This is a genomic window from Sphingomonas sp. BAUL-RG-20F-R05-02 (assembly GCF_022662305.1).
In the GTDB taxonomy this organism is placed as follows: domain Bacteria; phylum Pseudomonadota; class Alphaproteobacteria; order Sphingomonadales; family Sphingomonadaceae; genus Sphingomonas.
The window spans coordinates 509141-522388 of sequence record NZ_JAKNQH010000001.1 but is presented as its reverse complement, the minus strand read 5'-3'; the positions used below and the strand labels follow the sequence as shown (position 1 = coordinate 522388).

The window sequence follows — 13248 nt, the reverse complement described above, 5'->3', positions numbered from 1 at the left end:
GCCGCGCCGAAGAAAACCGTCGCGGCATGTGCGACGGTCGATCACTCTCGGTCCGGCGCGATGTCGCGGCCGGTCAGGCGGGCAGGGGTGGTCCGGTTCGCGGCGGCCAGCCGAAGCGCATCGGTGCAACCAGCGGTGGTGGTGGCCGCCGGAACACGGTTGCGACGATGAACAGGATGGCGAGCGCGAGTACAATCGGATCGGTCACCGATGTCGCAGCCATCGCGACGCCGGCAAAGCCGCAAATCCCATCCGCCATCGGCTTGGGGTCGTGGTGATCGCCGGCATGATCCATACCGGGCATCGTCGCATGCGCCATCGGCATCGCACCTTGGCCGGGGCAGAGCACCATCACGAAGCTACTGCCCTGAACGACCGGCATGTACCCGGTCGGAATCAGCATCCGAGCAAGCAGCGCAACGACCACCAGCACAAGCGCAAGCGTGCGCTGTTGGTGCAGTGCGAGGCGGTAGCCGGTCATCGTGCTCCAGTACGGCGCGACCGTGGCGCCGTCACGCCAAAATCACCTTAAACTGCAGCAGGAGATAGACTGGCAGGAGCCAACACAAACCTTCCGGCGCAATGGCGGAGCATTAACCAACATTTGCTCGTTCGTCATCAACCGCCAGAGAACGTGTGGCGGAGCGGCGTCTGCGTGGCTGCCGACTTTAGCCTACAGGTCTGGCTTTGTGGCTGGGAAACCAACGACACGCGACCCGTCATGCTCTACCACGCCAAAAGCGGCAGCCGCAGTTAGGATGTCGCGCTACCTACCTTGGAGCGCTCACATATGTCGCGCCGCTCTGTGCGAACACGGGCGATTGGATGAGTGGCTGGCTGCTGACAGGCGACCGGATCAGCAGCGCCGCTTTACGAGGTATGTGCCTCGCGAACTCAGCGGTATTTCGCCAATCCTCGTCGTCAGATAATCGAAGGGCCGCCCTTTGCAGGACGGCCCTTCCATTGTCAGCCGATCACGAGGGATCGTCAGGCGCGGATATCCCCCGCAGCGGAGGTCGCGTCCATCAGATGTGCCGCGAGCGGCGTGAGACAATGAGACATTCGACCACCTCCTTTCCGTTGTTGAACAGTGAGGGAGATATGTGGCCATGTTCCTGAGAATCAAGGACGCTGCAGACAAATATGAATGCTGCGTGGTTGCGAGACGCGCATGGTTCGTCGAGATGCGCCAGCTTGGCGGACCCATTCATCAGGCAAACCAGGTTCGGCGTTCAGGCGACCTTGGGAACCGCTGAAGACGCGGTCTGTTAACAGCCTAAGCTAGGATGGTGACCGGAACCGAACCGCCTGGAGTGAGGCACAGCAGCGTATCGGTCTGGCAACCGTTACGGTGCGCGCGGAGAACCGGCAGCGCTTCGATTTCCATGTGCAGGCATAGCCGACGTAACGTGGAGGCGATGCAAAGCAAGTTTCGCGGCGTCTAGGCATGCAGCGATAGTGAGGGCCGGCCAGATCGACACGATTTCCAACGTCGCCGCCAGAGGCATTGTCATTAACCCGCAGTGGCAGCATCTTGCGCTATATGCTCTGGGTGCTGCCGTACTGCTCTCGCTGTTGTTTCGCGTTCCTTACGTAGGCCGCATACTTCGGGCGCTGTTTTCCGTGACGTTGCTGGCGCTGTGCCTGTTTATGGTTTTGCAGCAGGCCCCATACGAACCTGGTCTCGCCCGGATCAGTTCGCGGTTGGGGCTGGATGCCCAGACAGTCGCGGGCCGCGAGGTTCGCGTTCCCATGGCGCTGGACGGCCACTTCTGGGCTGCGGCGGCCATCAATGGAGTGCCACGTCGCATGCTGATCGACAGCGGTGCGACCGTGACTGCTCTGTCGAGCGAAACGGCTGATCTCGCATCGGTTGCGCGAAATATGGGCTTGATGCCAGTGATGATGCAGACCGCAAACGGGATCATCCGCGCCGAGACAGGCACGATCGATCATCTCAGCCTCGGTGGCATCAGGGCGCGCGGGTTGAAGGTCGTCATCTCGCCAGCGCTCGGGCATACCGACATTCTCGGCATGAATTTCCTGTCTCAACTTGCATCCTGGCGTGTTGAGGGGCGCACGTTGATCCTCGTGCCCGTGGCGAAAACCGCGCCAGTGCACCAAGGTCGCCAGGGAAGCTGAACAGTTGAAGCGCCCGCGGCTTAGCGGCGCGTGAGCATTGCGGCCAAAGATGTCGGTCGCGCGTTTGGCCGTCATGATGGAAACGATCGAGGATCTGCAACAGCGCATGGATGCTGCGGCCCAGGCACTGGATTTCGAGGAGGCGAAGCGGTGCCGCGACCGGATCAGCCTGATGCGCGGCGGCGCGAGCGCGAACGAAGCCGAACAGGCCATCGGTGCGGGTTTGGAACGCCAGCAACCGGGGTCGATGGGGCTCGGAACCAGCCAGCAACGCGTTGTACCTCCACAGGGCTGGCAACCGCCGCCCAAACCTGACCTGATGACAACCGGCCGGACTTCGCGTGGCCGGTCCCGCCGGCCGTGAACTTGGCGGATGCGCGGGCGGCTACGCTTGCGCTACTCGCCGCGCGTGCGCCCGAAGCGACGGTCTGCCCAAGCGAGGTCGCACGCGCGATCACGGCAGGAGATACGCAGGGCGTGATTGCCACGTGGCGGGACGCGATGCCCGTCGTCCACGCTGCGGTCGATGTGTTGGTGACGGAAGGGCTTGTACGCCTTTCCTGGAGAGGAAAGCGTCTATCAGCGCGGGTCGGTCCATACCGAATAGCGCGAGACACGCGAACACGCTGACAGGCGCCACCGCCGCCAGATGGACGGAGGCAGCAGCAGCCTTGGTGATTGTCAGCTATGCACCCTATGCTCGCCCGCGCCACGCCGCGCCTATCCCGGCGACGAGATCGTAGGGAATTGCTGCCCCTTCGCGGAGCCACATCTTCAAGCGTAACTGTCGCGGCCCGCGCGCGGCAAGACGAACCGGCCGGCTGGCGAGTCCGAGCAGCCGGAACAGCATCCCTACTCGTGGTTGATGATAGGCGTCGGTGCAGGTCAGGATCATCGCGTAACCATTGGCACGGGCATGCGCGGCGGCGGCGCGGACTGTCTCCAGCGTGTCGACGCTGTCCTCGTCCAGGATCAGCCGCTCGGCAGAGACTGCCCCGGCCAGAAGATCCGCCATCACCGCCGCCTCGGATGGCGGGTATGCACCAGTCCCGCCAGAAAGAAACAGATCCACATTTGGATCGGCTTGGGCAACTGCTGCGGCATAGCCGACGCGACGCGCCAATGCGGGGCTCGCGCTGCCATCCGGGCGGACAGCAGCGCCAAATACGACTGCTAGCGTGCGCTGGCCGGAAGGTGGTTTTGGCATGAGGACTTTCCAGCTACGTCGATGGTGCCTGAGAACGGCTTCTGGTACGATGCGGTTGCGTAACGATGCGGCACGACGAAATGATGGAAGCCAGTGCTGCGCTTTGAGACTGGCTAAGGGTTTCGTTGCCGCGTCCAAAATGCGATCCGCATCACTGGATCGTGACGGGAAGATCCCGACCGGTCGCAGCGACATTGCCGGCATGATCGGCGGCATAGATCCGGATGGTGTAGTGACCATGTGGCAAAGTCGCGGGGTTCCAGCCGACCCGTTCGGCGTGGCCGTGCCGGATGACGTTGGATACGACGTATAAAAAGCGTGTTCGTTGCTCGCTGTGCACGGTATCTCCACTAGCGGGGGCATAGGCGATCTTCGCGGCATCCGGCGCGGTGGGCATGCGGTCAAATTCGATGGTGATGCGAGGCTGCTCGAAACCGGGCATTGGCGTCCCACCGGCAGTGAGGATCTGATAGCCTGCGGCATATAGTCCGAGGCGGCGACGCGCCGCGTTGCCGTCCACCTGATCCCAGGCGTCGGCGACGATGCTGATCGGACCAGCGGTCGCGGGCACGACAACGCGGCCGTCCTGCCGCGCGGTCAGGCGCATGCCCGCGCCGTCGAAGAGTTGTACACCGTCGATATGTGGCGCGACGTGGTCGGCGAAGCCGGGGAAGTGCAGCAGCAGCGCATTGACCTTGCCGCGAGGCACGCCGAGTTCAAGATGGACATGCGCCATACGATTGATCGTGCCGAGCGGATCCCCGACCTCAAAGCGGGTACCACGCTTGACCCGGACGCGAGTGACGCGCCCCGACGCATCGCGCAGCAGTTCGAAATGCGCGGGGTCAAGCGGGCCGCCGTTCGCGGAGCGGCCGACACGCATGTGGATGTACGTCATCGCGTCGATCCGCAGACTTTCGGTCAAGCCATCGAAATCGGAGGTCGGCAGCGGATCTCGCACCGTCTCGGCAGCGGCGGCGAGCACCATTTGTCCCGGTGGAGCACTAACGTCGAGGCCGGCGTGAAGGTGATCACGGCTCTCACCCGTATAATTGCCGCGTACTTCGCCGAGATCGCCGACCACTTCGTGCCAGCTCATCTGCGGTGCGACGGGCCATGGAACCGCCCGCGCATGAATTAGGGTCGGTGCCGGGACGAGCGGAAATGCCGTGGCGACGGGCCCCGCATTGGTGCGTCGCGGGCCTAGCTTTGCAACCAGGCGCGCCGAAGCGTCGGCAACGTAGAGCGTGCCTGCCTTGTCGATCGCGACTCCGGCAGGACCGACGAAGCGGACGGCGGCATTGCCGGCGGGCAATGCTCCTGGCCCGGTCAGCACGCGGAGTGCACCCGACGGCGATACCTGTACGATCCGCCCCCGTTTGTAGGAAGCGGCATAGATGAAGCCGTCCCACGTGGGTGCCAGACCGACCACACCATTCAGCAGATCGGCACCATCATCGGCGTCGGTGCGAGCGAGCGTCAGGACGTCGCCGTTCGGCGTCACCCGCCGGATTGCGTGATTGCCGCTGTCCGCGACCAGCAGCATGCCTTCGCGGTCCAGTGCGATGCCGGTCGGTGTATCGAACGCCGCCGATGCGCCCGGTCCATCCGCAAGGCCTGGTGCCGCCTGACCCGCGAGCGTCCGCACCTGGCCATCGGTGGTGATGACGCGAATACGATCGTTGTAAGTATCCGCGACATAGACGTTCCCCTTGGCGTCAGTCGTGAGCCCGATCGGACCGTTGAAACGTGCCTGTCTTGCTGCGCCGTCGCGATACCCGGCGGTTCCGTCTCCCGCCAGCGTGCTCACGATACCATCCGGGCTGATCTTGCGCACGGTGTTGGCGGCGGTATCGGCGACCAGAATATCGCCTGCACGATCGAGCGCCAAGCCGGAGGGGCTATCGAATTTGCCCGGTAGCGTCGTAACCGTGCCATCTCGATCAATCCGCCGGATGCGGCCGATTGCTCCCGCATCGGCCACGTACAGTGCGCCGCGGGAGTCGATCGCGATTCCGAATGGGTCGCCAAAGCGTGCCGTTTTGCCCACGCCGTCCGCATCGCCGCTGTTACCGTCTCCCGCCATGATGGTGAGCGAGACCGGCCAACCAAACGGCGTCGGCTTCGTCCTGAACCAACCGAGCGCCAGCATCAGCCAGAGTCCGGCCGCGACCAGCGCCACCGCGACCAACGCAAGAAGGATGAAGAAGGGGCGGCGATCGTTCCGGGACATACCGCGTGCGCCTTAGCAGCAATCAGAGACATATTGTCCACCGGCAGCAGAGCTGGAGCGTTACAAGAAGCCGATCCTCCTGGCGGTGCGGTGGCAGGTTCAGCGATTGGTCGGCTTCGGTGCGCTGTTCTGTTACCTCACCGAGCTTTTCGCCGCGTCCGGTGCGGTTTGGCGCCCCACGCATTGGTGATTAGATGCCGATAGTCGCTGCCGCTTGACGGTGGTTCCCTGAAATAGCACGCGCTGCCGATACTTCGAAGGCGGAGAGCGGCAGTTGATCCTACGCAGCGATGAAACGCAGGACGTAATCATGGGCGAAGGGCAGGCGATGCGGATGCATATCGCCAGGCCGGCGATTGACGGGTGTTTCCCCGGTGTCTTGCTGTTTTCGGAAATCTACCAGGTCACGTCCCCCATCCGACGGCTCGCGGCGATGCTGGCCGGTAACGGCTATGTTGTCGCCGTGCCGGAAGTGTATCACGAGTACGAGCCGGCGGGCACGGTGTTGCAATACGACTCGGCCGGCACCGAACGCGGCAATGCGCTCAAATTTTCCAAATCGATCGATGCCTATGATGCCGATGCCAAAGCGGGGCTGACCGCGCTGGCGGAGCACCCAGCCTGTGATGGTCGGCTGGCGACCTTCGGCGTCTGCCTTGGCGGGCATCTCGCTTACCGCGCGGCGCTTGACCCACGTGTGTCGGCCGCCGCCTGCTTCTACGCAACCGACATCCATTCGGGAACACTCGGTGAGGGCTCCCATGACGACAGCCTGGCCCGCATGGCGGAGCTTCGAGCGGAGGCGATGTTTGTTTGGGGCCGACAAGATCCGCACGTACCGTTCGCCGGGCGGGAGCGCATCCGCGCGCGGCTTGAAGAGGTCGGGGCCCGCTACACGTGGCACGAGTTCAACGCGCAGCATGCCTTCCTGCGGGATGAGGGGCCGCGCTACGATCCCGCGTTGTTCCTCCAAGCCATGACCATGACGCTGGAACTCTACCGCCGCGCCCTTGGGTGATCGTGACGCACGGGAGCACTACGAGAGATCGGCTCCGGCCGCATCAACAGTGCCGCAAGCGCGCAAGACCGATGCCGATCTCGGCGCCGTCGTCACCGCAGAGCCCGTAACAGTCGAATTTGCGGCAACTGCTGGCTTGCGTCCAGGACGCGGAGCCCGAACGTGCCAATTTGATTACAGACTTCCCATAGCGGAAATGGCCTTTGGTGGCGGTGGCACGCGCCTGGTTGGCAGGAGGAGAGCATCGCATGGATCGCACCGCAGACATGCGACTCGACCCGCATTGCTGCGGCGGACAACAGCGTTAGACCTATTTTGCCGCCTGCCTGTGACGGTGCAAAAAACACGATCGTCACAGATGCGTTGCACCGTCATCCGACAGCGAAGATATGTATCTCGACGTGATTCGGTTTGCGTATGCCGCGCCCGACGAACACGCTGCGTCGAAGCCATTCGTGTCGGCCCGCCGCAACATCGAAGCGCGGGCTGGTCCGGAAATAATAGGCGCCTTCTTCGACCGGTTCACCCCGGACGAGCTGGTCCGTCACCTCTGGCGACGCTGTCCGAACACCAGGGTTGCTGACATCGATCACCGTCCCGTCCCCGGCCTTCAACGCGTAGCGCGCGTAGACTTCGGTGCGGCCGGTCGGATCAATCGTCTGCCAGTCGCCGCCACCCGCCAGAACGACGCCCTGCAAACGCGGTCCATCGACGCGGCCGCCGCTGATCGCGATGAACCTTTTGCGCATGCCGTCAACGACGCCTTGCTCGACCGGCGGCATAAGCTCGGCGCGGATCGAGAATACGTGTGTCAAGGCGGGCGCTTGCGGTGCCAGCCTTTGCGCGGACGTTTCTGCAGGGAGTGGTATGCTGGAGGTGGGCATCAGATCGACAAAAGAGCGGCCCGCGCCTCATTGATCATTCGGCGCATACATATTGCCCCCATTGTGCGTCATAACACACGCTATCGCTGCCATGCCCTAGGGCGACCGTGAAGGGGTCGCAAGCTTCAGTTGACACGTTGTCTTACATCCACGCCGGCACTGCGCGGCAGCCCCACGCTGGTCGCTCAGGCCAGGAACCGCTTGTACAACCGGGAAGCCGGTAATGATCCAGCCGGTGGGAAGGGGCGCTTCCTCGTCGCGTCACGCAATTGTTGCCGTTGTGCACCAGTCAGGTTTTATGACCGCGCAGGACAGTCTTCATAGTTGCTGCGTCGAGCCATATGATTGCATAGCGTGCGTGATGAACGAGACACTCCAAGCTACCACGATGGCAGTTATCGCACGGCTCCCGGAATGGGTGCGGCACGACCTCACCTCCAAGGATCAGAGCACTCGCGCGCGCGCCGAGGAGACGATCGCCGCCATGATCACGAACGCCTTGACGGAGGCTGGCAGGAACTGAGGTGATTGCGCATACGCGTCATTTGCGTCTGTAAAGCTTTGCGGGCGCTGATCGCTTGGCAAAACTTAATCTGCCGCACGCTCTTTTCGTAATCGGCTGTTTTTCGAAGGCAGCGGCTTTCGGCAATCACGCATGACGTGAGCCTTACCGCACTTCTCCGTCGATCAGGCAGGATATTAATTTGATGCTTGAGTCAGGAGACTCGTAGCCGTGCAGGGCCCGGACACATACCGAACCCATCGAAGCAATAAGTAGCGACTCCGCAAGCATCCGATGATGGTCGAGCGCAACCGAATGGCCTGTCAAGCCAGCAAACGCCCTGCTCATATTCGAAATCATTGCGGTTCGAACATTTGAAAAAATAGATCGAATGCGTTCATTACGTGCGGCTTCGGCGGCGATTTCGAGAAACAGGCGATCTCCTTCAGGATCGCACCTTGTTACTGCCGAAATCAGCCAGTTCCGTACTGCTTCTCGATCCTCTTGCGCTAATGCCAGTTCAAGAGCGGCCAGATTCGCAAATCTGCCACAATCCTCTTCTACGATCGCAGCAATGATGTCTTCTTTGGCGGGGAAGTCTCGATACAATTGTTGAACCGCGACGCCAGAAGTCTTTGCGATCAATGCGATACCTGTCCGATGGAAGCCATGTTCCACGAACAATCTTCGCGCGACCTGTTTGATGTTTTGCCGACGCAACTCAGCACGTGTTAACGAGAGGCATTCGGCAAACGGCAATTCACGGCCTTTCTGGAGCTTGTTGACGCATGCGCACGACGCGACTAACGGCTGCATTCGTGAGTGATCGCTCTCTTTCTTTTTTTCAAGCGGGAAATTCTATGGTCTCCAAGCGGCTGATGAGCTGTGTGTTGGCATCCAGCGCTTTGCTCGCCCTTTCGGCGTGTGGCGGTGGCAAGCAGCAGCAGGCTCCGCAAGGCCCACCCAGCGTCGGCTATGTCGTTGCGCGCGAGGCGCCGGTGACGCTGACCACGGAGTTGCCCGGCCGCACGACCGCGTTCGAGACGTCGGAGGTGCGGCCGCAGGTAAACGGGCTGGTGCTCGACCGGCTGTTCGTCGAAGGGGATGTGGTCCACAAGGGGCAGCCGTTGTACCGGATCGATCCGTCGCCGTATCAGGCGCAGGTCGCCAGTGCCCGCGCCGCGTTGACCCGCGCCCAGTCGGGTATCGCATCCAGCGCGGCGCTTGCCCGCCGGTACGGCGAACTGGTCAAGATCAACGCGATCGCCCGCCAGGAATATGAGAATGCGCAGACCAGCGCGGCGCAGGCGCGGGCCGATGTAGCCGCGCAGCAGGCGGCGCTTCGGACAGCGCAGATCGACCTTGGCCGCACTACTATTCGCGCGCCGATCACCGGCCGGATCGGCCGCTCGCTGTTCACCACCGGCGCACTGGTATCCGCATCGCAGGCGAACCCGCTGGCAACGATCCAGCGGATCGACCCGGTCTACGTCGACATTCAGGAGTCGAGTGCCGACCTGCTGAAGCTGCGCCAACAGATCATCAGCGGGCAGTTGACCCGCGACGGCAATGCAAAGGTCACGCTGAAGCTGGAAGACGGCAGCGACTATGGGTCGACGGGGACGCTGCGCTTCGCCGACGTCACGGTCGACCCGACGACTGGGTCGCAGATCATCCGCGCGTTGTTCCCGAATCCCAACGGCCTGCTTCTGCCGGGCATGTTCGTCCGTGCGTCCTTGGCGGAGGGAACTCGGGCCAACGCAATGCTCGTTCCGCAGCGCGCAGTCAGCCGCGACGAGAAGGGCGAGCCGACCGTCATGGTCATCGGTGCGGGCAACAAGGTCGAGGTGCGTTCGATACAGTCCAACCGCACCAGCGGCGACAACTGGATCGTGACGGGCGGGCTGAAGCCCGGCGACAAGATCATCGTCGAAGGCGGCATGCTGCTGCGTCCCGGTATGCCCGTACAGGGCAAGCCGTGGGATCCCAATGCCAAGCCCGCGGCTGTGCAGCCGCCAGCGGGTGCGGCCAAGACGCAGGCGAAATAAACAGCCATGTCACGCTATTTCATCGATCGCCCGATCTTCGCCTATGTGCTGGCGGTGATGATCGTCATCGCCGGTCTGCTGGCGGTCCGCACGTTGCCGATCGCACAATTCCCGGCGATCGCGCCGCCCGCCGTATCGATAACCGCGACCTATCCAGGTGCCGACGCGCAGACCCTCGAAAATACGACCACGCAGATCATCGAGCAGCAGCTCAAGGGCCTCGACCACCTGCGCTATTTCTCGTCATCGTCGTCGTCGGCCGGCACGGTCACGATCACGATCACGTTCGAACAGGGCACGAATCCTGATATCGCGCAGGTCCAGGTCCAGAACAAGTTGCAGGCGGCGACGCCGCTGTTGCCGCAGGAAGTGCAGCGCCAGGGCATCATCGTCGCCAAGGCCACGCAGAACATCCTGCTCTTCGTCGGCCTGTATTCCGAAAATGGCCAGCACGACGCCGACGATCTCGCCGATATCGTCGCCTCCAAGATTCAGGACCCGCTCGCCCGCGTGACCGGCGTCGGCGACACGCAGATCTTCGGGTCGCAATATGCGATGCGCATCTGGGTCGACCCGCTGAAGCTCAACAATTACGCGCTTACCATGACCGACGTGACCAACGCGGTGACGGCGCAGAACGCGCAGATATCGGCCGGGCAGATCGGCGCGCAGCCCGCCCCCAAGGAGCAGATGCTGAACGCGACGGTCTCCGTCTCGTCGCGGCTGACCTCGCCGGCGGAATTCGCGAAGATCCGACTGAAGACGAACACCGATGGGTCCGTTGTGCGGCTGGGTGATGTCGCGCGCGTCGCGATCGGCGCCGAGAATTACGGCTTCTCCGCGGAGTGGAACGGGAAGCCCGCCTCCGGCATCGCGGTCAAGCTGGCGCCGGGGGCCAACGCGCTCAACACGGTCGTCGCGGTCAAGGAGCGGGTTACCGAACTCGCCAAGCAGTTTCCGCCCGACGTGAAGGTCATCTTCCCGTACGATACGTCGCCGTTCGTTCGCCTCTCGATCGAACAGGTGATCGAGACGTTGTTCGAGGCGGTCGTCCTCGTCTTCCTCGTCATGTTCCTGTTCCTCCAGAATTTTCGCGCGACGCTGATCCCGACCATTGCGGTGCCGGTGGTTCTGACCGGCACGTTCGCGGTGCTCGCCGCGTTTGGCTATTCGATCAACACGCTCACGCTGTTCGGCATGGTGCTGGCGATCGGTCTGCTCGTCGACGACGCGATCGTCGTCGTGGAGAACGTCGAGCGATTGATAACGACCGAGCATCTGTCGCCGAAGGAAGCGGCGCGTAAATCGATGGACGAGATCACCGGCGCGTTGATCGGCATCGCGCTAGTGCTGTCGGCTGTGTTCCTGCCGATGGCGTTCTTCGGCGGATCGACCGGCGTGATCTACCGTCAGTTCTCGATCACGATCGTCTCGGCGATGGTGCTGTCGATCGCAGTCGCGTTGATCCTGACGCCGGCATTGTGTGCGACGATCCTGAAACCGCATGATCCGAACAAGCACGCGGGCACGGGGCCGCTCGCGAAGTTCTTCCGCTGGTTCAATGATAAATTCGACCGGGGCCGGGCACGCTATGAAACCGGTGTACGCTCGACCACGCGCCGCTGGGGCCGTTCGCTGATCGCCTATGCGTTGATCATCGCGGGTATGGTGCTCCTGTTCGCGCGCCTGCCGACCGGGTTCCTGCCCGATGAGGACCAGGGTGTGATGATCGCGCTGGTGCAGGGGCCGGCAGGATCCACCACCGCACGCACCCAGAAGGGGCTGGACCTGGTCCGCGACCACTTCCTGCGCGATGCCGGCGACGCGATCCGCGGTGTGTACACCATCAATGGCTTCAGCTTTGCGGGTACCGGGCAGAATACCGGCATCGCTTTCATGCCGATGAAGGAATGGAAGGATCGTCCGGGCGCCAAGAACAAGGCGCAAGCTGTGGTTGCGCGCGCAATGGGCGTGTTCTCGAGCTACAAGGACGGGCTGATCTTCGCGGTCATCCCGCCGGCTGTGCAGGAGCTGGGCAATGCGACCGGCTTCGACCTCCAGCTGGTCGACGAGGGCGGGCTTGGCCATGCCAAGCTGCTGGCCGCGCGCAACCAGTTGCTCGGCATGGCATCGCAGAACAAGTCGCTGGTCGGCGTCCGTCCGAACGCGCTGGACGATGCGCCGCAGCTCAAGGTCGATATCGACCAGGACAAGGCAGGTGCACTCGGGCTCGATCTCGCAACGGTGAACAACACCATCTCGACCGCGTGGGGCGGTGCCTATGTCAACGACTTCATCGACCGTGGCCGCGTCAAGCGGGTCTACATCCAGGCCGATGCGCCCTATCGCATGGCACCTGAGGATCTTGGCGATCTGTTCGTGCGCGGATCGAGTGGCACCATGGCGCCGTTCACCGCCTTCTCCAACCTCTCCTGGCGGCAGGGGCCGATGCAGTTGACTCGCTACAACGGTCAGCCTTCAATGGAGATCCTCGGCGCGCCGGCACCCGGCGTCTCGTCGGGCGCGGCCCTCAAGGCGATGCAGGACATGCAGGCCAAGCTCCCGCCGGGCACACGGCTCGACTGGACCGGGCTCAGCTACGAGGAGCAGCTTTCGGGTGGTCAGGCGCCGGCGCTCTACGGTCTGTCTCTACTGATCGTGTTCCTCTGCCTTGCCGCGCTGTACGAAAGCTGGTCGGTGCCGATCTCGGTGATGCTGGTGGTGCCGCTGGGCGTCGTTGGCGCGCTGCTGGCGGCGTTCCTCACCGGACTGAACAATGACATCTACCTTCAGGTCGGTCTCATCACCACGATTGGCGTGTCGGCGAAGAACGCGATCCTGATCGTTGAATTCGCCGAGGAGAAGATGCGTGAGGGGTTGGCGCCGTTCGACGCGGCGATCGAGGCGGCGAAGCTGCGGCTGCGGCCGATCCTGATGACCAGTCTCGCGTTCATCTTCGGCGTGTTCCCGCTGGCGATCGCGAACGGCGCGGGTGCGGGCGGACAGAATGCGATCGGTCGCGCGGTGGTCGGCGGCATGCTGTCGGCGACGATCCTCGCGATCTTCTTCGTGCCGATGTTCTTTGTGGTGGTGCTGAGCCTGTTCCACAAAGGCGATCAGACAAAAGACGACGTAGCGGACCGCCGGCACGGTGATGACGGACGGCATGATGACGGCGAGCGTGGGGCGACCCCCACCCCGCAGGGAGCCTGAG

General features: G+C 63.0%; 12 protein-coding genes. 7 read left to right on the top strand and 5 right to left on the bottom strand.

The features are described 5' to 3' along the window. Window positions 1-73 precede the first annotated feature (73 nt). Window positions 74-481: a DUF2946 family protein gene (locus L8F97_RS02445; protein ID WP_242146400.1), complete on the bottom strand. Its 408-nt coding sequence runs from the start codon at window positions 479-481 to the stop codon at window positions 74-76. Between the two features lie 977 nt (window positions 482-1458). Here L8F97_RS02445 and L8F97_RS02440 point away from each other — a divergent pair. The 3 genes from L8F97_RS02440 to L8F97_RS02430 all read left to right on the top strand — a co-directional run bounded on the left by L8F97_RS02440 (window position 1459) and on the right by L8F97_RS02430 (window position 2772). Then, complete coding sequence (locus tag L8F97_RS02440; RefSeq protein WP_242146399.1) at window positions 1459-2142, top strand: TIGR02281 family clan AA aspartic protease; 684 nt, start codon at window positions 1459-1461, stop codon at window positions 2140-2142. 73 nt (window positions 2143-2215) lie between these two features. Beyond that, window positions 2216-2506, top strand: a complete 291-nt coding sequence (locus tag L8F97_RS02435) for a UvrB/UvrC motif-containing protein (protein WP_409929001.1) — start codon at window positions 2216-2218, stop codon at window positions 2504-2506. Next, on the top strand, window positions 2503-2772 hold the full coding sequence (locus L8F97_RS02430; protein WP_313931884.1) for a DUF3253 domain-containing protein: 270 nt from the start codon (window positions 2503-2505) through the stop codon (window positions 2770-2772). The genes L8F97_RS02435 and L8F97_RS02430 overlap by 4 nt, the downstream gene beginning before the upstream one ends. A gap of 64 nt (window positions 2773-2836) precedes the next feature. Here the strand turns inward: L8F97_RS02430 and L8F97_RS02425 are convergent, their stop codons facing one another. Both L8F97_RS02425 and L8F97_RS02420 read right to left on the bottom strand, forming a co-directional pair. Further along, entirely contained in the window at window positions 2837-3349 is a 513-nt protein-coding gene (locus L8F97_RS02425; RefSeq protein ID WP_242146398.1) for a YdcF family protein, read from the bottom strand. A gap of 151 nt (window positions 3350-3500) precedes the next feature. Then, window positions 3501-5582 (bottom strand): hypothetical protein, encoded by a 2082-nt coding sequence (locus tag L8F97_RS02420; RefSeq protein ID WP_242146397.1) that lies wholly within the window; start codon window positions 5580-5582, stop codon window positions 3501-3503. A gap of 310 nt (window positions 5583-5892) precedes the next feature. Here L8F97_RS02420 and L8F97_RS02415 point away from each other — a divergent pair, with 310 nt between their 5' ends. Next, the gene (locus tag L8F97_RS02415) at window positions 5893-6600 is read left to right on the top strand and encodes a dienelactone hydrolase family protein (RefSeq protein ID WP_242146396.1); all 708 of its coding nucleotides are present in this window, start codon (window positions 5893-5895) and stop codon (window positions 6598-6600) included. Window positions 6601-6971: 371 nt separating this feature from the next. Here the strand turns inward: L8F97_RS02415 and L8F97_RS02410 are convergent, their stop codons facing one another. Then, a complete protein-coding gene (locus tag L8F97_RS02410) occupies window positions 6972-7415 on the bottom strand; it encodes a DUF3237 domain-containing protein (RefSeq protein WP_242146395.1) in 444 nt (147 codons plus the stop codon). 430 nt (window positions 7416-7845) lie between these two features. Here L8F97_RS02410 and L8F97_RS02405 point away from each other — a divergent pair, with 430 nt between their 5' ends. Then, window positions 7846-8007 (top strand): DUF6771 family protein, encoded by a 162-nt coding sequence (locus L8F97_RS02405; protein ID WP_242146394.1) that lies wholly within the window; start codon window positions 7846-7848, stop codon window positions 8005-8007. 144 nt (window positions 8008-8151) lie between these two features. Here the strand turns inward: L8F97_RS02405 and L8F97_RS02400 are convergent, their stop codons facing one another. Beyond that, on the bottom strand, window positions 8152-8706 hold the full coding sequence (locus L8F97_RS02400) for a TetR/AcrR family transcriptional regulator (protein WP_409929000.1): 555 nt from the start codon (window positions 8704-8706) through the stop codon (window positions 8152-8154). 140 nt (window positions 8707-8846) lie between these two features. On the opposite strand from L8F97_RS02400, the gene L8F97_RS02395 reads away from it, so the two are divergent. Beyond that, window positions 8847-10034 (top strand): efflux RND transporter periplasmic adaptor subunit, encoded by a 1188-nt coding sequence (locus L8F97_RS02395; RefSeq protein WP_242146392.1) that lies wholly within the window; start codon window positions 8847-8849, stop codon window positions 10032-10034. 6 nt (window positions 10035-10040) lie between these two features. After that, on the top strand, window positions 10041-13247 hold the full coding sequence (locus L8F97_RS02390) for an efflux RND transporter permease subunit (RefSeq protein ID WP_242146391.1): 3207 nt from the start codon (window positions 10041-10043) through the stop codon (window positions 13245-13247). The last annotated feature ends 1 nt before the right edge of the window (window position 13248 follow it).

What these genes read in the sequence shown, in the direction of transcription:
- L8F97_RS02405 (WP_242146394.1), top strand. Translation starts at nt 7,846, where the DNA reads ATGAACGAGACACTCCAAGCTACCACGATGGCAGTTATCGCACGGCTC.
- L8F97_RS02425 (WP_242146398.1), bottom strand. Translation starts at nt 3,349, where the DNA reads ATGCCAAAACCACCTTCCGGCCAGCGCACGCTAGCAGTCGTATTTGGC.
- L8F97_RS02445 (WP_242146400.1), bottom strand. Translation starts at nt 481, where the DNA reads ATGACCGGCTACCGCCTCGCACTGCACCAACAGCGCACGCTTGCGCTT.
- L8F97_RS02390 (WP_242146391.1), top strand. Translation starts at nt 10,041, where the DNA reads ATGTCACGCTATTTCATCGATCGCCCGATCTTCGCCTATGTGCTGGCG.
- L8F97_RS02420 (WP_242146397.1), bottom strand. Translation starts at nt 5,582, where the DNA reads ATGTCCCGGAACGATCGCCGCCCCTTCTTCATCCTTCTTGCGTTGGTC.
- L8F97_RS02415 (WP_242146396.1), top strand. Translation starts at nt 5,893, where the DNA reads ATGGGCGAAGGGCAGGCGATGCGGATGCATATCGCCAGGCCGGCGATT.
- L8F97_RS02395 (WP_242146392.1), top strand. Translation starts at nt 8,847, where the DNA reads ATGGTCTCCAAGCGGCTGATGAGCTGTGTGTTGGCATCCAGCGCTTTG.
- L8F97_RS02435 (WP_409929001.1), top strand. Translation starts at nt 2,216, where the DNA reads ATGATGGAAACGATCGAGGATCTGCAACAGCGCATGGATGCTGCGGCC.